Source organism: Streptomyces sp. NPDC002643 (genome assembly GCF_053592555.1).
Window position 1 is genome coordinate 106,572 of the sequence record NZ_JBSFVY010000023.1, and the last position, 18,992, is coordinate 125,563.

Here is an 18,992-nt window from a genome sequence, read left to right on the forward strand (position 1 = left end):
GGACATCGTGGGAGCCGTAGAGAACGCTTACGACGGCGTGGAGTTCGACCATGTGGTGGTCGGGGCCGGGTCGGCGGGCTGTGTCGTGGCACGCAGGCTGGTCGACGCCGGCCGGCGCGTCCTGCTCGTCGAGACGGGCGGCCGGGACGACGACCCGGCCATCCACGACCCGGGCAGCCTCGGTCAGTTGTGGAACAGCCCGTCGGACTACGCCTACTTCACCGAGCCGCAGGCTCACGCCGACGGCACGAAGGTGTTCTGGCCGCGCGGACGGGTGCTGGGCGGGTCCAGCGCGATCAACGCGATGATCTACGTACGCGGTCACCGCGCCGACTACGACAGCTGGGCGGCGGACGGCGCCACCGGCTGGTCGTACGACGACGTGCTGCCGTACTTCAAGCGCTCGGAGGACTTCGAGGACGGCCCGTCGCACTACCACGGGGCCGGCGGGCCGCTGGGCGTGAGCCGCAACCACCGCCCCAACCCGGTGAGTTCGGCGTTCGTCGAGGCGTGCGTCGATTCCGGGCTGCCCCTCAACGACGACTGCAACGCCGAAGACACCCTCGGCGCCGGACTCCTGCACCGCACCATCCGGGACGGAAAGCGGCACACCGCCTGGGTCGCCTTCCTGGCGCCGGTGCTCGACAACCCGCTGCTGACGGTGCTGACCGGCTCCCGGGCCAACCGGATCGTCTTCGACGACGAGGGAACGGCACGCGGCGTCGAGGTGGAGCGCGACGGCCGCCCCGTCACCTTCCGTTGCTCCGGGGACGTGATCCTTTCCGGCGGCACCATCGGCTCCGCGCAGTTGCTGCTGCTCAGCGGGATCGGCCCGGCCGACGAGCTGCGTGCGCTCGGCATTCCGGTGCGGGCCGATCTGCCGGGGGTGGGCCGGAACCTGCACGACCACACCATCGCGCCCATGGTCTGGGAGTCACCGTCCCTGATCCCGGACGGCCAGGAGAACAAGCTGGAGGCGCAGTACTTCGCGCGGAGCGACGCCGCTCAGCCCGTCCCCGACCTGCAGCCGCTGATGTCGCACGTCCCGCTGCCGGTGCCGGGCTACCGCGTCCCGGCCTCGGGACACGGCTGGACCGTCCTGGCGGGGCACGTTCGTCCGCTGAGCAGGGGCAGCATCAGGCTGCGTTCGGCCGATCCGGCGGACACACCCGTGCTGGACCCCAACTACCTCGCGGATCCCGCCGACCTCGCCGCCCTGGTCGCCGCGATCCGGATGACCCGCGAGATCGCGGCCGAGAAGGCGCTGGCCGACTGGCGGACCGTGGAGATCGCACCGGGCCCGGGGGTCCGCAGCGACGCGGAGATCGCCGCCTATGTGCGGCGCACCCTGCAGAGCTACCACCACCAGGTGGGCACCTGCCGGATGGGCACCGACCCGGACTCGGTCGTCGACCCCACGCTGCGCGTCCACGGGGTGCCCGGACTCCGCGTCGCGGACGCCTCCGTGATGCCGTCGGTCCCGTCCGGGAACACCAACGCGCCCGCGATCATGGTCGGCGAGCGCTGTGCCGACTTCGTCCGACAGGTCGGCTGACCCATAAGCCCCCGTGCCGGTGAAGTCACGCCACGGGGGGCTTGACGGTGATGTTCCCAGCTCCGCAGCAAGTGCCTGCCTCCTTTCAGCGCTCCCCCATCCTGCTGCCGCCGCGCAGTGCGAGCCCCATCTCTCTGGAGGAATCGTGCGTACTCGTGTTGTCCGCCCGCGGCGCCACGGACTCGAACAACGACACGATGCCGGCCCTGTTCCCGGAACGCGAACGCCACCTCGACAAGCCCACGGGCCTGCTGTCCGGCGGCGAACAGCAGATGCTCGGGCTCGCCGCCGTCCTCTCACGTGAGCCGAAGCTGCTGCTCGTCGCCGCGCTGTCCTTCGGGCTGGCCCCCGCACCGTCCAGCGGCTCATGACCGCCCTGCGTGAAGCCTCGGACCGGGGGATGGCGGTCGGCCACGTCTAGCAGTTCGCCCGGCCCGTGCTCGATGTGGCCGACCGCGCCTACCTGCTGGTGAACGGCCGGGTCGAGAGCGAACGCACGACCGCCGAACTGCGCGCCGACATTGGCGAACTCGAACGGGGCTGCCTGGGCGTCGACCGAAGTCGCCCGGCCGACCGAAACCACGGAAGAAGGAGATACCCGTGTCTCGACTGAAAGAAAAGGTCGCGCTGGTGAGCGGTGGTGCCGGCGGGATCGGCGCGGCCGTCGCGCGGGCGGTGGCCGCCGAGGGCGGGCAGGTGGTCATCGGTGACCTCCAGGACGCGGAGGGACAGGCACTGGCCCAGGAGATCGGACCGGCGGCGACCTACGTCCACCTCGACGTGACGAAGCCGACGGACTGGGAGTCGGCCGTGACAACGGCCGTCGACACTTACGGCAGGCTCACCACACTGGTCAACAACGCGGGCATCGCGAACTTCGGGCCCATCGACGCCTACACGCACGCCGACTGGGAGGCGGTCATCGCGGTCAACCTCACCGGGGTGTTCAACGGCATGAAGGCGGCGATCCCGGCCCTGAAGCAGGCGACACCCGCCTCGATCGTCAACATGTCGTCCGTCAACGGACTGCTGGGAGCCCCGTGGGTGCCCGGCTACGTGGCCTCCAAGTTCGGGGTGGTCGGTCTGACCAAGGCCGCGGCCCTCGACCTGGGGCGGTACGGGATCCGGGTCAACTCGGTCCACCCGGGCTTCATCACCACCCCGATGACGGCGGGGGCGTCCCCGGACCTGAGCCAGTTCGCCCTCGGCCGGGCCGGCGACCCCGCGGAGATCGCACGGCTCGTCGTCTTCCTGGCGAGTGACGAGTCGTCCTTCTCGACCGGCGCCGAGTTCATCGCCGACGGCGGCCTCCTGGCCGGGATCAGCGGACCGCCTCCGATGGAGACGGCACCGGAGGCGGACAACGCATGACCTATACGAAGGAGACGCACATGTCGAGGTTGTCGGGCAAGGTCGCCGTGATCACCGGTGCGGCGAGCGGAATCGGTGCGGGAGCGGCCCGCCGGTTCGCCGCCGAGGGGGCCACCGTGGTGGTGGCCGACGTGGACGAGGCGGCGGGCAAGCAGGTGGCCGACGAGATCGGCGGCACGTTCGTACGGTGTGACGTGAGCGTCGAGAGCGACATCGAGGCGCTGGTCGCCGCCGCGGTCGACGGACACGGCGCCCTGGACGTGTTCTACGGCAACGCCGGCATCGCCGGAGTACAAGGACCGATCACCGAGTTGGACGCCGCTGCCTTCGACCGCACCGTGGCCGTGAACCTACGGAGTATCGCCCTGGGCATGAAGCACGCCTGCCGCGTCATGCAGGCGCAGGGCACGGGCGGCTCCGTCATCAGCACCACGTCCGTCTCCGCGCTGCAGGGCGGACTCGGCCCGCACATCTACTCCGCGTGCAAGGCGGGGATCGTCGGCCTCACCCGTTCCGTTGCCCTGGAGCAGGCGCCGCACGGCATCCGGGTCAACGCGATCGCCCCGGGCGGCGTCGTGACCAACCTTCAAGCGAAGGGTGAGGGTCTCGAAGGGGAGGCGGCCGCCCTGCTGACCGCGGCCATCGCCGAGAAGCTCGCACACGGCCAGCCCATCAGGCGCGCCGGAGTCCCCGACGACATCGCCGCGGCAGCCGCCTATCTCGCCTCCGACGACGCCGCCTTCGTCACCGCACAGGTCATCGTCGTCGACGGCGGTCTCATCGGCGCCTACTCCGCGGGAAGCCTTCCCGACCCCAACGCACCATCCGCCGCCGGCTGACCACCCGGCCAACTCCGGCCGCTCGCTTCGCCTCACCGCGGGAGCAGCCGTCCCGCGATGAGGCGCTTCCCCGTAGGCCGAATCCCACGGGTGAAGGACGGGAGGCCACGGCCAGGATGCTCCGGTGGTGGAGACGACGCCGGTCGAGTGGGTGACGGCTGAGCCGGTGGACGCGAAGGCGCGCGCGGTGAACGAGAGTCACGGTGACGATCACGGTGTGAACCTCGGCGAACCGCGCACGCTCGCGAAACGGCCGTGGACGCGGCGGGAACGCACGGGCCGGCTCCGGGAGACGGATGGCGCCGCGGCCGGACTGCCGGCGATCGCGATCCGTCGTCCCCGGGCGCCCGGACGGGACGGGCTGGACTCCACGGTGAGTGAGGCGCGCACACCCAAGGTGCACGGCCGGCTCGTGAACCACGTGGTGAGGACGCCCCGGATTGCCTGCGGTGGGCGATGAACCACTGCCTGGCCCCGGGTCGGGATCGAGCGCGCCGAGACGGCGCCGACAGCGCGCGTAGCACTGTTGCCCGGATAGTAAGCGCTATCTATGCTGACGTGCGTGGATCAGGAAGATGGCGTCAAAGACTCATATTTCGACTACTGTCCCTGGGATTTCGCGCACCGGGCCTCTGCCGCCCAGCGCGTGGCCCAGAGCACGCACCAGGAGCGTCTGGCCGAGGCCGGGGCGAGTCTCGGGCCGCGCTGCTATGTCTCTTCGGCCGCTGCCGTGTTCACCGATGTGCTGAGTCTCGGCGCCGACTCATACATCGCCGGCTACGCCTATGTCACGGGTGAGGTGCGGGCCGGGCGTGACTGTTCGGTCAATCCGTACGCGACGGTTCGGGGGCGGGTGACGCTCGGGAACGGGGTACGGATCGGCGCGCACGCTTCCCTGCTCGGTTTCAACCACGGTTTCGCCCCGGACGAACCCGTGCACCGGCAGCCGCTGACGAGCAAGGGCATCGTCGTCGGCGACGACGTGTGGATCGGCTCGAACGTCGTCGTCCTGGACGGGGTGACCATCGGCGATCACTGCGTGGTGGGGGCCGGGGCCGTCGTCACCAAGGACCTTGCGCCGTGGACGATCGCCGCCGGCAATCCGGCCCGCCCGCTGCGGGACCGTCGCGGGCGCGGCGGATCGGGCGCCGCCGGGCCCAAGGGCGAACCGGGTGACGCCGTGGCCGAGTTCGCCGAGCGGGCCCGGGCGCAGGCGGCCGATGTGGTGGCCCGTTGCTGGAGCGACGACACCGGCCGCTACAGCGATCGGCCGGGCGTCTCGGCGACCGTGCGCGCGCACTGCGACGCGGTGGAGATCTCCGATCTGCTGCTGGGCGCACCCCCGAAGCAGCTGACCGCCGCCGAACACGCCGAGCGGCTGCGTGTGTTGCAGGATCCGGTGAGCGGACTGGTGCCCGAACTCGCGCCCGGAGGGGGCCCGGGCACGCTGCCCGCACCGGCCCAGGACGGATGGATCGAGGACGGCGCGGCCGAGTACCACGTGTTGTCGGTGGGCTACGCGCTGGATCTGCTGGGGTCCCGGTTCATCCACCCGGTGCACGCCGTGGACCGGATGACGGCCCGTCAACTGGTGGCACGGCTTGAGGCGTTGCCGTGGCGGACCCAGGCGTGGGCGGCGGGCGCGTGGGTGGACTGCTGGGCGACCGGTGCGTACCGCAATCGCGACATGGATGGTGGGACGTCGGACGGCCCCGGTGCGCTGGAGGCGCTCTTCGGCTGGCTGGGCACCCGGGTGGATCCGTGGACGGGCATGTGGGGCACGGCGCCCTCTCCGGCCGAGGGGCGGCTTCAACTGGTCAACGGTTATTACCGGTTGACCCGTGGCTCGTTCGCGCAGTTCGGGCTTCCCGTGCCGTATGCGGAGCGGGTGGTGGACACCGTACTGGCCCATGCCCGCGATCCGCGCTGGTTCGCGGCGGGCCGTCACAACGCGTGCAACGTGCTGGACGTGGCGCATCCGTTGTGGCTCGCGGGACGTCAGACCCGTCATCGGGAGGAGGAGGTGCGGGCGTGGGCGAGTGAGCAGTTGACGTCGGCGCTGGGCCGCTGGCATGACGGAGCCGGCTTCGGTTTCGGCCCGGCGGGAGAGGGCGGCTCGGGTCCCGGCCGGGAGCCGGGGTTGCAGGGTACCGAGATGTGGCTGGCCATCATCTGGCTGCTGGCCGATCTGGTGGGGGTGTCGGACCGACTGGGCTACCGCCCACGGGGTGTGCACCGGCCCGAGCCGGCCCCCTCCCCCATGTTCGCCGCGCCCTAGGGGTGTCGTTCGGACCGGGCCGGCCAACGAGCACCGCGCTCCGGGCCGACCCGGTCCGAACGCTCCCCTGGGCACGCCTCAGCGGTTGACCTGCTCGGTCGGCCGCGGCCCGGTCCGGTCCGTCGCGCCGAGCCGTGCCGGCGAGCGACGTTCGAGGGCCGCCGCCAGCACGGCCAGGACCAGTGCCCCGGCAGCCAGCAGCGCGCCGACCACGGCCGGGGCCGTGTATCCGAGGCCCGCGGAGATCACGAGGCCGCCGAGCCAGGCGGCGAGCGCGTTGCCCAGGTTGAAGGCGCCGACGTTGACGGCCGAGGCCAGGGTGGGGGCACCTGAGGCATGGTCCAGGACCCGCTTCTGCAGCGGCGGAACGGCGGCGAACCCGAGCGCGCCGACCAGGGTGAGGGTGATCGCGGCGAGGACCTTGTGGTGCGCGGTGACCGTGAACACCGCGAGCACTGCGGCGAGGGCGCCGAGGGAGACGTAAAGCAGGGGCATCAGGGCGCGGTCGGCGAACCTGCCGCCGATCAGGTTTCCGGCCACCATGCCGAGTCCGAACAGGACGAGGAGCCAGGTCACCGAGGTGTCCGCGTAGCCGGCGACGTCGGTCATCATCGGCGCGATGTAGGTGACGGCCGCGAAGACCCCGCCGAAGCCGAGCACGGTCATCGCCATGGCGAGCAGGACCTGTGTGTTCTTCAGGGCTGCCAGCTCATGGCGCAGGAGCACGCCCTCGGGCCTGGGCAGGTCCGGGACCAGCCTGGCGACGCCGGCGAGTCCGACGACGCCGAGCGCCGCGACGATCGCGAAGGTGACGCGCCAGCCGACCGACTGGCCGACGAACGTGCCGAGCGGGACGCCGACGACGTTGGCGACGGTCAGGCCGGTGAACATCAGGGCGATCGCCCGGGCCCGCTTCTCCGGCACCACCAGCTCGGCCGCGACCACCGTGCCGATGCCGAAGAAGGCACCGTGGGCGAGCGAGGCGACCACGCGGCCGATCAGCATCACGGCGAAGACGGGAGCGACGGCGGAGAGCAGGTTGCCGACGACGAAGAGGCCCATCAGCAGCATCAGCATCCGCTTGCGCGGGACGTGGGTGCCCAGAATGGTCATGAGCGGGGCGCCGACCATGACGCCGAGGGCGTAGCCCGTCACCAGGAAACCGGCTGTCGGGATGGAGACGCCGAAGTCGGACGCCACCTCCGGGAGCAGTCCCATGATCACGAATTCCGTGGTGCCGATCCCGAAGGCTCCGACTGCGAGGGCCAGCAGCGCCAAGGGCATGACGTTCACCTTTCCGTTCAATGCGTGTGCGCTGTACGGGAGTTGTGCGGTGCCCACCCCGTGCGGGGCCCGAGACGGGCCCCCGGTGGGGTCAGCCGAGCGCCGGGTAGTCGGTGTAGCCGCGCTCGTCGCCGCCGTAGAACGTCGCGGTGTCGGGGGTGTTGAACGGGCCGCCCAGCTGGAGCCGCTGCGGCAGGTCCGGGTTGGCGAGGAAGAGCGCGCCGTACGACACCGCGTCGGTGGTGCCGTCCTCGACCAGGCTCAGCGCGTCCGGGCCGGTGGGGCTCGGGTGGGTGAAAGGGTTGAGGATGAACGTGCCCTGCCACTGCTTGCGCAGCTGGAGGGTCAGTTCGCGGTCCGGGCCCTCCATCAGGTGGAGGTAGGCCAGGCTGAGCGGGGAGAGCGCGGTCAGCAGCTCGCCGTAGAGGCTCGACAGGTTGCTTTCGGCGATGTCGTTGAAGGGGTTTCCGGGCGAGATGCGGAAACCGACCCGGTTGGCCCCGATCGCCTCGACCACCGCCTTGGCCACCTCCACGCCGAAGCGGATACGGCCCTGGACGGTGCCACCCCACTCGTCGTCACGGAGGTTGGCGTTGTCGGAGAGGAACTGCTGGATCAGGTAGCCGTTGGCACCGTGGATCTCGACCCCGTCGAAGCCCGCGTCGATCGCATTGCGGGCAGCGGAGGCGAAGTCGGCGATCGTCTGCTCGATCTCGGCCGGGGTGAGTTCCTTCGGGGTGCCGCTGGGCTGCAGGCCCTCGGCGGTGAAGACCTTGGTGTCCGCGGCGACCGCCGAGGGGGCCACGGAGGTCACGCCGTCGGGCAGCAGGCTGGGGTGGCCGATGCGGCCGGTGTGCATGAGCTGGGCGAAGATCACGCCACCCTTGTCGTGCACGGCGTCGGTCACCCGGCGCCAGGCCTCCACCTGGGCGGAGCTGTGCAGGCCGGGGGTGTTGGGGTAGCCCTGGCCGACCACGTTGGGCTGGATGCCCTCGGAGATGATCAGGCCGGCCGAGGCGCGCTGGGAGTAGTACACGGCCGTCGCCTCGATGGGCGTCTGGTCGGGGCCGTAGGCGCGGCTGCGCGTCATCGGCGACATCACGATGCGGTTGTTCAGGGTCTTGCCGGAGAGGTTGAGCGGCTCGAAGGAGGTGGTCACGGAGGCTCCAAAATATGGTCGGCCAATCAATTCTCTCCAAGTATACATTGGTCGACCAAGGAAATCATTCGGCGGCTTCGCTCCAGCAGTCATCCCGCCTCGACGCATTGGCCAGCCAACGGAATGCGGGAGCCGGAGATCGGTGACCGCGGAGTGTCCGCAAGCACCTGGAAGGGGCGCAGCTCGCAGCACTGCGCCCCAACTGGCGATCACCCGGGAGAACGCGAGGACGACGGGAGCCGGTCGACAGGCCCGTGAAGGCTCAGAAGACGCGTCCGAGGTCCTGACGGACGATGGTCCGCATGCTGTGTTCGGCGAGGGCGGCGATGGTCATCGACGGGTTGCAGGCGCCGGTGGAGCCGGGAATGCGGGCGCCGTCGAGGACGTACAGACCCTTGTGACCCAGGACCCGGCCGTAGAGGTCGACGGCCTCGCCCATCGGTACGCCGCCCAGGGCGTGCCAGGTGGAAGGGGCGCCCGCGTCGGTGTCGATCATCAGGCCGCCGCCGGCGGTGGCGATGTCCCGCATCCTGGCGGCGATCAGTGCCTGCAGTTCGGCGTCGGCGTCGGTCGGCCAGGTCAGCACGGCGTCGTCGGCGTCGGCGTCGTAGGCCCAGGTGCCCGCGCCGTCGACGATGCCGAAGCCGACCACGGTCAGTGCCGTGACGCCGGTCTGCTGGATGGGTGAGCCTGCGTGGATGACGGTGAGCGGGATGGAGCTGTTCGGGTCGCGCCCTCCGATGCAGGCCGGTCCGCCCTGCTGGGTGCCGGCGTCGCCCGTCGGGTTGATCCAGGCCCAGATGCGGTCGCCGTTGTTGCCCCACCGGGTGCCGATGGCGTCGGGAAGGTCGGGGACGAGACCCTTGGCGCGGGACTTGACCAGGAGGCGGGTGGTGCCAGGTGAGCCCGCGTTCAGGAACACGGCGTCCGCGGTGATGCGGATCCGCTCCTGGACGGCGCCGGCGGTGTCGATGCGGTCGACCGTCAGCACCCAGCGCTTGTTCGCGTCCATCGCCAGGTCGCGCACGACGTGCAGCGGCGCCACCCGCACCAGGCCGGTGGACTCCGCCTGGGCGAGGTAGGTGACGTCGATGGAGTGCTTGCCGCCGTTGTTGACACCGAAGGCGATGTCGCTGGTGGTGTAGGTCGGGTCGTACTGACCCGTCAACTCGCCCCGGACATAGCTCCAGTCGATGGGCAGCGGCACCTTGAACGGAGTCAGGCCCGCCTTGGAGACGACGTCCTGGAACAGGCGGGAGGAAGCGTACGGGTCGGAGGCCAGCACGTCGTAGGGGACGGTGGAGACGCCCAGCATCCGCGCGACCGTGGGGTAGGCCCACAGGTTCAGGTCGTCGTAGAGGTCGGCCGCCGTCGGGATGGACGTGGCGAAGTCCGCCTTGGCGGGCTGCAGGGTCATGCCGTGGTACATGAGCGAACCGCCGCCGACCGCGGCCCCGCACATCGCGGTCATGCCGTTTCCCACGACAGCTTCGAGCACGCCTGTGTACGGCGTCCACGTCTTCTCGACCCCGCCGACGATGGCGTGGTCGGTGAGCCAGGCGGAACGGTTGTCCATGTTCGCGAAGCGGCAGAACGTGGTCGCGTTCGGGCCGGTGCGCCAGCGCAGTCCGCGCTCCAGGACCAGGGTGGACACCCCGGCCTGGGCCAGCCGCAACGCGGTCACACCGCCGCCGAAACCGGTGCCGACGACCACGGCACGTTCACGCAGTTCCGTCACGGACGCGGAGGCGGCGGACGCAGCGGCCGCCTCACCGGCACCGGCCGCGGACCCGGCGAAGGCCGCCGCGCCGAGTGCTGCCGCGCCGAGCACCTGACGGCGGCTGATGCGGGACTCGGGGTGGGGGGAAGCGAGTCGGAGGGAAACGTCGTCGGACATGAGACTCCCGTCGGGAGGGCCGACGTGGGCTGCGGGCCCACGAGGGCCGGACTGTGGGGGTCGAGCTCGGATTCGTGGCTCAAGCGACACGGACTCCACCAGCGGCGACAGCGAGCGGAGCGACGACCTGCTCCCTGGAAGCCGCCACCATCAAGCGCTAATTGGCATGTCCATGTAATGGGCAACGCGTGCGTCACCGTAGCACCAGCTGTCGCACTGTGCCACAAGGTCGCAGTGCGACATGAACTAAGATCGGCGGATCCTTGTCGAGGAGGGGTGGATGGGCGGGCAACCCGGTAGCCCCATGGGGCGGCCGCCGCTGACGGAGCGGCGCCGCGAAACGACGCGTATGGAGATCGCTGAAGAGGCGGTCCGACTCTTCGTCGCCCAGGGCGTGGCGGCGACCACCGCGGAGGACATCGCCTCGGCCGCCGGGGTGTCCACTCGCACGTTGTGGCGGTACTTCCGCTCCAAGGAGGAGTGTGCGCGCCCCTTGCTCACGGCGGGCCTGGACATGGTGACCGAACGCCTACGGGACTACTGGCGAGGAGGCACCTCACTCGCCCGGGCGATGCCGAGCGCCGACGATCCCGGTGTGATCGACGTGCCGCATCTCAAAGCGCTGCGCAACCTCGTGCGTCTGAGTCGCGACGAGCCTGGATTGCGCGCCGTATGGCTGGAAACGCACTTCGACGCAGAGGCCGTGTTCGCCCGCGCCATCGCCGGCAGCAGCGACCGGTCCGAGCACGACCTCGCGGTCCGGCTCGAAGCAGGCATGCTGAATGCCGCGCTGCGCATCGCGGTGGAGGACTGGGCGCTACTGCCCGATCAGGAGAACGGCCCGGCACTCGGCGAGACCCTCGCTCACGCTTTGCACGTGATGACCGAGTTCCTCGATTCCGAACCTCCTGCGGCTGCCGGGCAGCAGCGGATGGCTCGCTTCCCCGCAACGGGTTCACGTCCGGGACGGTAGCCGGGATCCGCTCTCCGTCGACCGAATCAGATGCCGGGTCGGGACCGCATCGCTCCGACCGCACTGGTCCGCCACAGATGCGCCAGGACCGTGCCGGCACGGGCCTGGATCACATGAGGGCTGCACTCCGGAGAAAAGGACGTCAGCCCCCGACGTCATCACCGTCCCGGGGCGGCCAAAACGTGAGCGACCTGCACCGACGCGGTGGTCACCTCGACCGCACCGGCGAGGTGACCACCACTGCCGCACTCAGGACCGGACGAGTCCGCCGTCGACGAAGAGTGTCTGGCCGGTGATGAACGAGGCGTCGTCGGAGACGAGGAACGACAGCATGCCCGTCAGGTCCTCGGGAACCTGCAGCCGCCGGATGGCCTGCATCTGCGGGACCGCCTCGAAGAGATCCGCGGGCCCGGCCTCCGTCGTCGCCGTCCTGACCATGCTCGGAGCGATCGCGTTGACGGTGATGCCCGCGTCGGCCAGGTCGGTGGCCAGCCCGCGAGTGAAGCCGATCGCGGCCATCTTGCTCGCCGCGTAGTGCGAGAAGCCCGGGATGACCATGGCGACGGAGTTCGACGTCATGTTGACGATCCGGCCCCAGCCCCGCTCCCGCATGCCCGGCGTGAACGCCTTGACGGTGTGGAACAGGGCATCGACGTTGAGGGTGAACACCGCTCGCCACTGTTCGAAGGTGATGGTCTCGAACGGCTGATTCGGGTAGATGCCGGCGTTGTTGACCAGGATGTCGGCCCCACCGAAGTGCTCCGCGATCTCCTTCTGGGCAGCCGCCACGGCGGCCGGGTCGGTGAGATCGGTCTGCACGGCGATGGCCCGGCCGCCCGCGTCGTGAATCTCCTTGACCACCGGGGTGCCATCGGCTCGGTCGAGCACCGCGACGGCGGCACCCTCGGCAGCCAGTCGCAGGGCGTAGGCGCGACCGATGCCGGCGGCGGCTCCGGTGATGACCGCGGTCCGGCCCTCGTGCCGCCCGGCCACCGGGCGCTCGTTGATCCGGTCAGACATGGTGACTCCTTTGTCGATCCGGTGCGCCGGCCGGGCCGCCCGCGACAACGCGACGCACGGCGCCGCGCATCGCAGGTCACAGGCCGCGAGCACGCGTTCAGGTAGCCGGCACTCGTGGCCACAACGCGGCCCATTGGTCGACCAATCAATCATTTTCCACTATACATTGGTCGCCCAAGTAAACGAATTGGGGTTTTAGACGCAATGACCCTGGTTCGACCGCAACCCGGCTGGAGTCCGTGCCGCAGACGTCATGGCGCTGGGCGCCCTCCACGGGAGGAAGCAGGCCGACGCCACGCCCCCCGGTCATCGGCTCGAAACGGCCGGTACGCCCACCATGGGCGGGCGATCGTCGGGGGCATACAGACCAGACGCGCGGGCCTCGGGAGCGCCGACCCTGCGTCAGGAGTCGGAGGTGTCGTCCATGGCGCCGACAGTGGACGGCGACGTCGTGAGGTTCGCCTCGATCCGGGCCAGCACGTGCATGGCCTGCTCGAACTCCGCCTTGGTGAAGCCTGCCGCGGTGGCCTCCTCCAGTTCACGCCACGCCTGCCTGACGCGGTCGCGCAGCGCGTGGCCCGCGCGGGTGGCGCTCACGACGACGGCCCGGCGGTCGTCGGGGGACGGCTTGCGGGTGACGAAGCCCGACTGTTCGAGGCGCTGGAGCATCTTCGTGACGGTCGACGGGTCCAGGCCGAGCGTCTTGATCAGGTCCGCCTGACGCTGCTCGCCGCGCTCCCACAGCTGCATCATCAGCAGCTCCTGGCCCGTATAGAGGCCGGTGTCACGCAGCAGACCACCGGCCACGAGCCGGTGCACCCGGGCCGCGCGGAAGAGAGCCGCGCTCATCGGGGCGTCGGCGACGGCCGGCACGTTGTTCTCCGTCTCCTCGACGGAACGGGATTCCGGTGGCATGACTGTCGATCCTCCTGGCGGACAGGTCATGTCCCCGGCACTGACGGTTCGGCCGGGGACTCATCTCACCCATTGTATTGGTCAGCCAATGGAATCGCGGGTCAGCGGTAACCCGCGGTCCAGCCGCCGTCCACGGAGATGTTCTGTCCCGTGACCCAGCTCGATTCGTCGGAGGCGAGATACAGAGCGAGGGCGGCGACGTCGGGCCCGGTTCCGGCTCGCTGGATCAGGTGCATGTCGAGCATGTACTGTCGGCCCTGGTCGTCGACCGCGGCGTCGGTGGCCGGTGACGCGACGAAGCCTGGGGAGATCGCGTTGGCACGGATGCCGTCGGGTGCGCCTTCCGCGGCGAGTGTGCGGGTCAGGGCGATGACGCCGCCCTTGGCCGCGGAGTGGGCGGCCTGCCCGAGGCCGCCGATGCCCCGCAGACCCGATATCGAGGCCGTGTTGATGATCGCCCCGCCGCTCTGCCGGAGATGGGCCCAGGCGGGATGGGTGGTGTGGAAGACGATGTCCAGCTCGACCCGCATCACATGCCGCCAGAGCTCGACGGTGAAGTCGGCGAAGGGCGCGAAGCCGAAGCCCGCCGCGTTGTTGTAGAGCACGTCGATGCCGCCGAGGCTCGCGGCGGCATCCTCCACCCAGGCCCGTGCCGCTTCGGGATCAGCGAGGTCGACGGTGTGTCCGTGGACGTCATGCCCCTGTTCGGCGAGCTTGAGCGCGGTGGACTCGGCGGCACCCTGCGCCACATCACAGCCGACGATCCGTGCGCCTTCCTGCGCGAAGAGCTCCTGCGCGGCGGCACCCTGTCCGCCTCCTGTACCGGTGATCAGCACCCTCTTGCCGGCCAGGCGATTCCCGGCACTTACGGTCGTACCCATACCGCTTCCTTCCTCGGAACATGTGCGGACATTCGCCGGCGGGGAACGGAGTCACACCGTCCCGGCGGTGCGTCGCAGATGCGCCCACAACCGCTCCAGCAGCGGCGGGGCGGACGCTCGCCAGGCCGCGATCTCCTCCGGGCTCAGCGCCGTCACCGGACCCGCGCCGTGTGCCGCGAGGTGTATCCGGCACGCGGCGTCGAGCAGCCACATGCGGGTCACGGCGAGACCGGGGCTGGCCCCGGTGGTCAGGGCTCCGTTGCCGCGCAGCACCAGCGCGTCGGAGTCGCCGAGTGTGCGGGCCGCGCGCTCGGCGCGCTCGGCGGAGCGCAGCAGCCGGGCATCGTCGTGCACCGGGATCGAGGCGCCGAGCCATGCGGCCTGGCCGTGCAGCGGAGTGATCCGGTCGGCCACGGCACCGCCGGCGAGGACCGCCTCGGGCTGGGCCCGCGCGACCGCCGTGACGTCGGGCCGCGCTCGGTACACCGCCAGGTGCCCCCACGCTTCGGGGGGCGCTCCGGCGGGCAAGGTGTCGGCGGCCAGGGGGATCTCGACCAACTCGCCGGGGGCGACCAGGTCCAGCTCCTTCGGCGGCGTGATGAGCACGGAGTCGCCGTGCCGCACCGACACATGCCCGAAGGCCGTGACCAGCCCGAGGCCGGCCAGCACATGAGCGGCCTCGACCAGCGCGGTGACCACCGGGGCGGTACCAGTCGGGGAGGCCGTCTCCCCCACCGTCGTCATGACCGCACGAGCCCGCCGTCGACGTACACCGTCTGGCCCGTGATGAACGCGGCGTCGTCGGAGACGAGGAACGACAGCATGCCGGTGAGGTCCTCGGGGACCTGTACCTGGTGGATGGCCTGCAGCTGCGGGACCACCTCGAAGAACTCCGCCGGCCCGGCCTCGGTCGTCGACGTCCGTACCAGGCTGGGGGCGATGGAGTTGACCGTGATGCCCGCGTCGGCCAGGTCGGTGGCCAGGCCCCGGGTGAAGCCGATCACGGCCATCTTGCTGGCCACGTAGTGCGTGAAGCCGGGGATGACCAGGCCGACGGAGTTCGACGTCATGTTGACGATCCGGCCCCAGCCCCGTTCGCGCATGGCCGGCACGAACGCCTTGGCCGTGTGGAACAAGGCGTCGGTGTTGAGGGTGAACACCGCACGCCAGTCTTCGAACGTCATGGTCTCGAAGGGCTGGTTGGGATACATCCCGGCGTTGTTGACCAGGATGTCGGCCGCTCCGAGCTGATCGGCGATCTCGTCCTGAGCGGCTGCCACGGAGGCGGGGTCCGTCAGATCGGACTGCACGGCTATGGCCCGGCCGCCCGCGTCAAGGATCTCCTTCACGACCGGGGTGCCGTCCGCCCGGTCCAGCACCGCCACGGCGGCACCCTCGGCGGCGAGCCGGAGGGCGTAGGCGCGGCCTATGCCGGCGGCCGCCCCGGTGATGACCGCGATCCGGCCTTCGTGTCGCATGGTGACTCCTTCGTCAGACACACAGAGAAAGTGTATGCAGATAGCGGGTAGGGAAGGTGAGATTCAGCCGACTGTCGGCATCGCCTGATCGAGCCGTTCGAGCTCATTGATCGAGGAAGTGCATCCTCCTCAGCGGCCGGATCATGGAGCGTCGACGGCCGCTGAGGAGGGCAGTTGAGGCTGGGTCGACGGGCGCGACACCGGCCCCTGCCACATGTCGAGGGACTCGGGACGGGCGGAGTCGAAGGTCCGCACCACCCAGGTGGCCTCGTCGATCGGAAGGCCTCCGGTGGCGTACTCGTACGTGATGCCCTCGGGGCCTCGGAAGTAGATGAACACCGAGCCGGACGTGGGGTGTTTGCCAGGGCCCATCACGATGTCGACCGCGTTGTCGCGCAGGAAGTTCCAGTTGCGGAAGATGTCGTCGAGCGTGGCCGTCTGGAAGTTGACGTGGCACAGACCGGGGCCGTCGCCGCGGAACACCGCGAGCTTGTGGTGGACCTGGTCGATGCGCATGAGGCAGGCGTTGTCACCGATCCAGTCCGAGGCCCGGGCGTTGAACGTGGTGGACCAGAAGCGGTGGGCCTCGCGGACGTCGGGCGCGTCGAAGCACATGTGCCCGAACTCGCTGATCCCCGACGACGGGCGGGTGAGCCGGACCGGCTCGGCCATCGTCTCCTGGCCCGTCACCAGCTCGACCCGGTTGCCGAAGGGGTCGTCGAAGGCGATGAACCGGGTGACGTGCCGTGAACGCGCCGCGTCGGCGTCACCGCGCGCGACTCGGATCCCTCGCTGTTCGAGCTCGGTCTCGGCCAGGGCGAGCGCGTCCTCGTCGGCCACGGTGAAGGCGGAGGCGATCACTCCCGAGGGTCCCTCGACCAGGGCCAGGCTGTGGTGCCTGCGGTCGGCCCGCAGATGTGCGACCCCTGGCTCGCCGGTGTCGACCTGCTGCAGGCCCACGATCTCGGTCGCGAAGCGGGTCGCCTTCTCCAGGTCGGCGGCGCCGGAACGTACGTATGCGATGTCGGTGAGCGTGATCACGAGTGGGCCCTCTCGCCGTGGTTGTCGTTGTCGTATCCGAAGTAGCCGCGTTCGATCGTCTCGGCGGGCCAGCTCTCGCACACCGCCCCGGTGAGCTGGGTGCGCAGACAGCGGGCGGTCGCACACGGGCAGCTCCGTACGGCGTCCAGGGCGCCGTCGGACACCTTGCTCGGCCAGTCCGGGTCGGTGAACAGCGGTCGCGCCAGGGCGATCGCGGAGGCATGGCCCCGCTCCAGGGCGTGCACGGCGGCGAGCGGGTCGCCGAGCCCGCCGCCCGCCACGACGGGCAGGCGGGTGGCGAGCGCCAGCGCCGCGTTGTCGGCGAGCGCGTAGCCGCGCCGGCCCATGAGCCCGTCGTTGGCGGGCAGTCGCATCGTCTCGAAGGTGGTGGGGATGCCGAACAGGAAGTCCGCGCCGGCGGCCTCAAGGAGCGGGGCGAGCCGGACGGAGTCGTCGAGCGTCCAGCCGCCTTCGACACGTTCGTCGCTCATCAGATGGACGCCGACGACGAAGTCGGGGCCGGTACGGCGCACCACCTCGCGCACGACCTCCAGCGCGAAGCGCACGCGCCCGTCGAAGTCGCCGCCCCAGTCGTCGGTGCGTTGGTTGGTGCGCGACGAGAGGAATCCGGAGATGAGGAACCCCTGCGCCGCATGCACGTCGACGCCGTCGAAGCCGGCGCGTTCGCACAGTGCGGCGGCCTGGCCGAAGGCCGCGATCGTCTCCTGGATCTCCTCGGGGGTGATCTCCTGCGGAGTGACCGTGCGGCCGGGTGTGAGCTCGAACGGCACCGCCGACGGAGCCAGCCGGCGGCGGCTCTCGTAGACGTCCCAGGGACCGGCGTAGCGGCCCGCGTGCACGAGCTGGACCATGGCGAGCGCGCCGTGCCGGTGGATCTCGTCGGCCAGTTGGCGCAGGCCGGACAGCCGCTCTTCGCCGTCCACCAGGTTCTGCAGCGGCATCTGCCGCCCGGAGACGTTGACGGCGAAGTTCTCGGTGATCACCGTGCCGGCTCCGCCCTGCGCACGGCGGGCGTAGTGCTCGACCTGGGGACGCGTGACGAAGCCGTCGGCGTCGCCGTAGCAGACCGACATCGGCGCGTGGACGATGCGGTTGCGCGCGGTGCGGTGGCCCAGCCGCAGCGGCGTGAACAGTGAGGCGAAGACCGTGTCGTCCTTCTGCAGCTCCGGAACACTCGTCATCTCGGCTCCTCCATGTGCGGCACGTCGATGTGCGGCACGTCGCGGTGGGACATCCCGTGCGGCCTCGACGGCCGGGTGACGGGGAGGGTGCGGCGGGCCCGGCAGCGGACCGGGCCCGCCCCGGCTTCACTCGGCCATCTCAGAGCCAGAGTGCATACACTTTCTGGTGATGTCAACGCCTTGACGAGGCGAGGCCAAAGTGTACACAGTTTGGGGGAGGCGGAGCCGCCGACGACGCGGCTCGCACAGCAGCCGCAGTGAGCAACGAGGTGACTGATGGACACGGAAACACGGTCGGAGGCGGCGCGGGCCCTGCTCGGCGTCTACCGCACCGGCGAGTCGATCGAGCCCCTGACCGGGCGCTTTCCGGGCCTGGACGTGGACGACGCATACGCGATCCAGAAAACCCAGGTCGAGCAGTGGGTGCGCGACGGCGCGGTGGTCAAAGGTCACAAGGTGGGGCTGACCGCGCCGGCCATGCAGCGCCAACTCGGGGTGGATGAGCCGGACTTCGGCCACCTGATGGACACGATGTTCCACCTGGAGTCGCAGCCGATCGACCCCTCGGCGTTCCTGGCACCGCGAGTGGAGCCGGAGATCGCGTTCGTGCTGGGAAAGCCGCTGAGCGGCCCCGGGGTCACCGTGGCCGAGGCCGCGGCGGCCGTGGACTTCGTGCTGCCGGCGCTGGAGATCATCGACACCCGCGTCCGGGACTGGAAGATCACCCTGGTCGACACGATCGCGGACAACGCGTCGTCGGGCGGCGTGGTGCTGGGCAGCACGGCACTCCCCCTGTCCCAGGTGGACATCCGCCGGGCGGGAGCGGTGCTGTACCGCAACGGCGAGATCGTCGGCACCGGCGCCCTGGGCGTGGTGCTCGGCTCCCCGCTGAACGCCCTGGTGTGGCTGGCCAACACGCTCGGCGCGCGGGGGGTGACGTTGCAGGCGGGCCATGTGGTGCTGCCCGGTTCGGTCACCGCGGCTGTGCCGGCCGACGCGGGTGACGTGGTGACGGCGACGTTCGCCGGTCTCGGCTCGGTGACGGCCCGCTTCTCCAAGGAAGCCGCGGGGGTGGCGGGCGCATGAGGACAGCGAATTC

General features: G+C 70.5%; 18 protein-coding genes. 8 read left to right on the forward strand and 10 right to left on the reverse strand.

Annotation, left to right across the window (positions count from 1 at the left end; genetic code table 11):
- The first annotated feature begins 7 nt into the window (after positions 1–7).
- The 6 genes from ACWD4G_RS30750 (at position 8) to ACWD4G_RS30775 (ending at position 6,043) form a co-directional block, all read left to right on the forward strand.
- Positions 8–1,555: a GMC family oxidoreductase gene (locus tag ACWD4G_RS30750; RefSeq protein ID WP_451299142.1), complete on the forward strand. Its 1,548-nt coding sequence runs from the start codon at positions 8–10 to the stop codon at positions 1,553–1,555.
- 155 nt (positions 1,556–1,710) lie between these two features.
- Positions 1,711–1,926: a hypothetical protein gene (locus tag ACWD4G_RS30755; protein WP_451299144.1), complete on the forward strand. Its 216-nt coding sequence runs from the start codon at positions 1,711–1,713 to the stop codon at positions 1,924–1,926.
- Positions 1,927–2,155: 229 nt separating this feature from the next.
- Positions 2,156–2,926 carry an SDR family oxidoreductase gene (locus tag ACWD4G_RS30760; protein ID WP_451299146.1) on the forward strand — a complete coding sequence of 257 codons (771 nt, stop codon included), beginning with the start codon at positions 2,156–2,158 and terminating at the stop codon, positions 2,924–2,926.
- A 20-nt stretch (positions 2,927–2,946) separates the two neighbouring features.
- Positions 2,947–3,765, forward strand: coding sequence for a glucose 1-dehydrogenase (locus tag ACWD4G_RS30765; protein ID WP_451299148.1), 819 nt, complete (start codon positions 2,947–2,949; stop codon positions 3,763–3,765).
- 124 nt (positions 3,766–3,889) lie between these two features.
- Positions 3,890–4,225, forward strand: coding sequence for a hypothetical protein (locus ACWD4G_RS30770; protein ID WP_451299150.1), 336 nt, complete (start codon positions 3,890–3,892; stop codon positions 4,223–4,225).
- Between the two features lie 90 nt (positions 4,226–4,315).
- Positions 4,316–6,043 carry a DapH/DapD/GlmU-related protein gene (locus ACWD4G_RS30775; protein ID WP_451299153.1) on the forward strand — a complete coding sequence of 576 codons (1,728 nt, stop codon included), beginning with the start codon at positions 4,316–4,318 and terminating at the stop codon, positions 6,041–6,043.
- A 78-nt stretch (positions 6,044–6,121) separates the two neighbouring features.
- Here ACWD4G_RS30775 and ACWD4G_RS30780 read toward each other — a convergent pair whose 3' ends face one another.
- The 3 genes from ACWD4G_RS30780 to ACWD4G_RS30790 form a co-directional block, all read right to left on the reverse strand.
- Positions 6,122–7,327: an MFS transporter gene (locus tag ACWD4G_RS30780; protein ID WP_451299155.1), complete on the reverse strand. Its 1,206-nt coding sequence runs from the start codon at positions 7,325–7,327 to the stop codon at positions 6,122–6,124.
- A gap of 91 nt (positions 7,328–7,418) precedes the next feature.
- Positions 7,419–8,486: an alkene reductase gene (locus ACWD4G_RS30785; protein ID WP_451299157.1), complete on the reverse strand. Its 1,068-nt coding sequence runs from the start codon at positions 8,484–8,486 to the stop codon at positions 7,419–7,421.
- Between the two features lie 262 nt (positions 8,487–8,748).
- Positions 8,749–10,383 (reverse strand): GMC oxidoreductase, encoded by a 1,635-nt coding sequence (locus ACWD4G_RS30790; protein ID WP_451299159.1) that lies wholly within the window; start codon positions 10,381–10,383, stop codon positions 8,749–8,751.
- A gap of 280 nt (positions 10,384–10,663) precedes the next feature.
- Here ACWD4G_RS30790 and ACWD4G_RS30795 point away from each other — a divergent pair, with 280 nt between their 5' ends.
- The gene (locus ACWD4G_RS30795; RefSeq protein ID WP_451299160.1) at positions 10,664–11,356 is read left to right on the forward strand and encodes a TetR/AcrR family transcriptional regulator; all 693 of its coding nucleotides are present in this window, start codon (positions 10,664–10,666) and stop codon (positions 11,354–11,356) included.
- A gap of 249 nt (positions 11,357–11,605) precedes the next feature.
- Here the strand turns inward: ACWD4G_RS30795 and ACWD4G_RS30800 are convergent, their stop codons facing one another.
- The 7 genes from ACWD4G_RS30800 to ACWD4G_RS30830 form a co-directional block, all read right to left on the reverse strand.
- A complete protein-coding gene (locus ACWD4G_RS30800; protein WP_451299162.1) occupies positions 11,606–12,376 on the reverse strand; it encodes an SDR family NAD(P)-dependent oxidoreductase in 771 nt (256 codons plus the stop codon).
- A 402-nt stretch (positions 12,377–12,778) separates the two neighbouring features.
- The gene (locus ACWD4G_RS30805) at positions 12,779–13,291 is read right to left on the reverse strand and encodes a MarR family winged helix-turn-helix transcriptional regulator (protein WP_451299164.1); all 513 of its coding nucleotides are present in this window, start codon (positions 13,289–13,291) and stop codon (positions 12,779–12,781) included.
- Positions 13,292–13,392: 101 nt separating this feature from the next.
- Entirely contained in the window at positions 13,393–14,172 is a 780-nt protein-coding gene (locus tag ACWD4G_RS30810; RefSeq protein ID WP_451299166.1) for an SDR family NAD(P)-dependent oxidoreductase, read from the reverse strand.
- Between the two features lie 51 nt (positions 14,173–14,223).
- Positions 14,224–14,916 carry a class II aldolase/adducin family protein gene (locus tag ACWD4G_RS30815; protein WP_451299168.1) on the reverse strand — a complete coding sequence of 231 codons (693 nt, stop codon included), beginning with the start codon at positions 14,914–14,916 and terminating at the stop codon, positions 14,224–14,226.
- Positions 14,913–15,650 (reverse strand): SDR family NAD(P)-dependent oxidoreductase, encoded by a 738-nt coding sequence (locus tag ACWD4G_RS30820; protein ID WP_451299170.1) that lies wholly within the window; start codon positions 15,648–15,650, stop codon positions 14,913–14,915. Before ACWD4G_RS30820 ends, ACWD4G_RS30815 begins: the two co-directional genes overlap by 4 nt.
- A gap of 141 nt (positions 15,651–15,791) precedes the next feature.
- Entirely contained in the window at positions 15,792–16,691 is a 900-nt protein-coding gene (locus tag ACWD4G_RS30825) for a VOC family protein (protein ID WP_451299172.1), read from the reverse strand.
- Positions 16,688–17,893: an oxidoreductase gene (locus ACWD4G_RS30830; protein ID WP_451299174.1), complete on the reverse strand. Its 1,206-nt coding sequence runs from the start codon at positions 17,891–17,893 to the stop codon at positions 16,688–16,690. The genes ACWD4G_RS30825 and ACWD4G_RS30830 overlap by 4 nt, the downstream gene beginning before the upstream one ends.
- A 276-nt stretch (positions 17,894–18,169) precedes the next feature.
- On the opposite strand from ACWD4G_RS30830, the gene ACWD4G_RS30835 reads away from it, so the two are divergent.
- Positions 18,170–18,979 carry a 2-keto-4-pentenoate hydratase gene (locus ACWD4G_RS30835; RefSeq protein WP_451299176.1) on the forward strand — a complete coding sequence of 270 codons (810 nt, stop codon included), beginning with the start codon at positions 18,170–18,172 and terminating at the stop codon, positions 18,977–18,979.
- Positions 18,980–18,992 lie beyond the last annotated feature (13 nt).

Bases quoted from the DNA above. Each gene is read 5' to 3' on its own strand.
- ACWD4G_RS30765 (WP_451299148.1), top strand. From the start codon at position 2,947: ATGTCGAGGTTGTCGGGCAAGGTCGCCGTGATCACCGGTGCGGCGAGC.
- ACWD4G_RS30775 (WP_451299153.1), top strand. From the start codon at position 4,316: ATGCTGACGTGCGTGGATCAGGAAGATGGCGTCAAAGACTCATATTTC.
- ACWD4G_RS30780 (WP_451299155.1), bottom strand. From the start codon at position 7,327: ATGCCCTTGGCGCTGCTGGCCCTCGCAGTCGGAGCCTTCGGGATCGGC.
- ACWD4G_RS30790 (WP_451299159.1), bottom strand. From the start codon at position 10,383: ATGTCCGACGACGTTTCCCTCCGACTCGCTTCCCCCCACCCCGAGTCC.
- ACWD4G_RS30795 (WP_451299160.1), top strand. From the start codon at position 10,664: ATGGGCGGGCAACCCGGTAGCCCCATGGGGCGGCCGCCGCTGACGGAG.
- ACWD4G_RS30800 (WP_451299162.1), bottom strand. From the start codon at position 12,376: ATGTCTGACCGGATCAACGAGCGCCCGGTGGCCGGGCGGCACGAGGGC.
- ACWD4G_RS30805 (WP_451299164.1), bottom strand. From the start codon at position 13,291: ATGCCACCGGAATCCCGTTCCGTCGAGGAGACGGAGAACAACGTGCCG.
- ACWD4G_RS30810 (WP_451299166.1), bottom strand. From the start codon at position 14,172: ATGGGTACGACCGTAAGTGCCGGGAATCGCCTGGCCGGCAAGAGGGTG.
- ACWD4G_RS30815 (WP_451299168.1), bottom strand. From the start codon at position 14,916: ATGACGACGGTGGGGGAGACGGCCTCCCCGACTGGTACCGCCCCGGTG.
- ACWD4G_RS30820 (WP_451299170.1), bottom strand. From the start codon at position 15,650: ATGCGACACGAAGGCCGGATCGCGGTCATCACCGGGGCGGCCGCCGGC.
- ACWD4G_RS30830 (WP_451299174.1), bottom strand. From the start codon at position 17,893: ATGACGAGTGTTCCGGAGCTGCAGAAGGACGACACGGTCTTCGCCTCA.
- ACWD4G_RS30835 (WP_451299176.1), top strand. From the start codon at position 18,170: ATGGACACGGAAACACGGTCGGAGGCGGCGCGGGCCCTGCTCGGCGTC.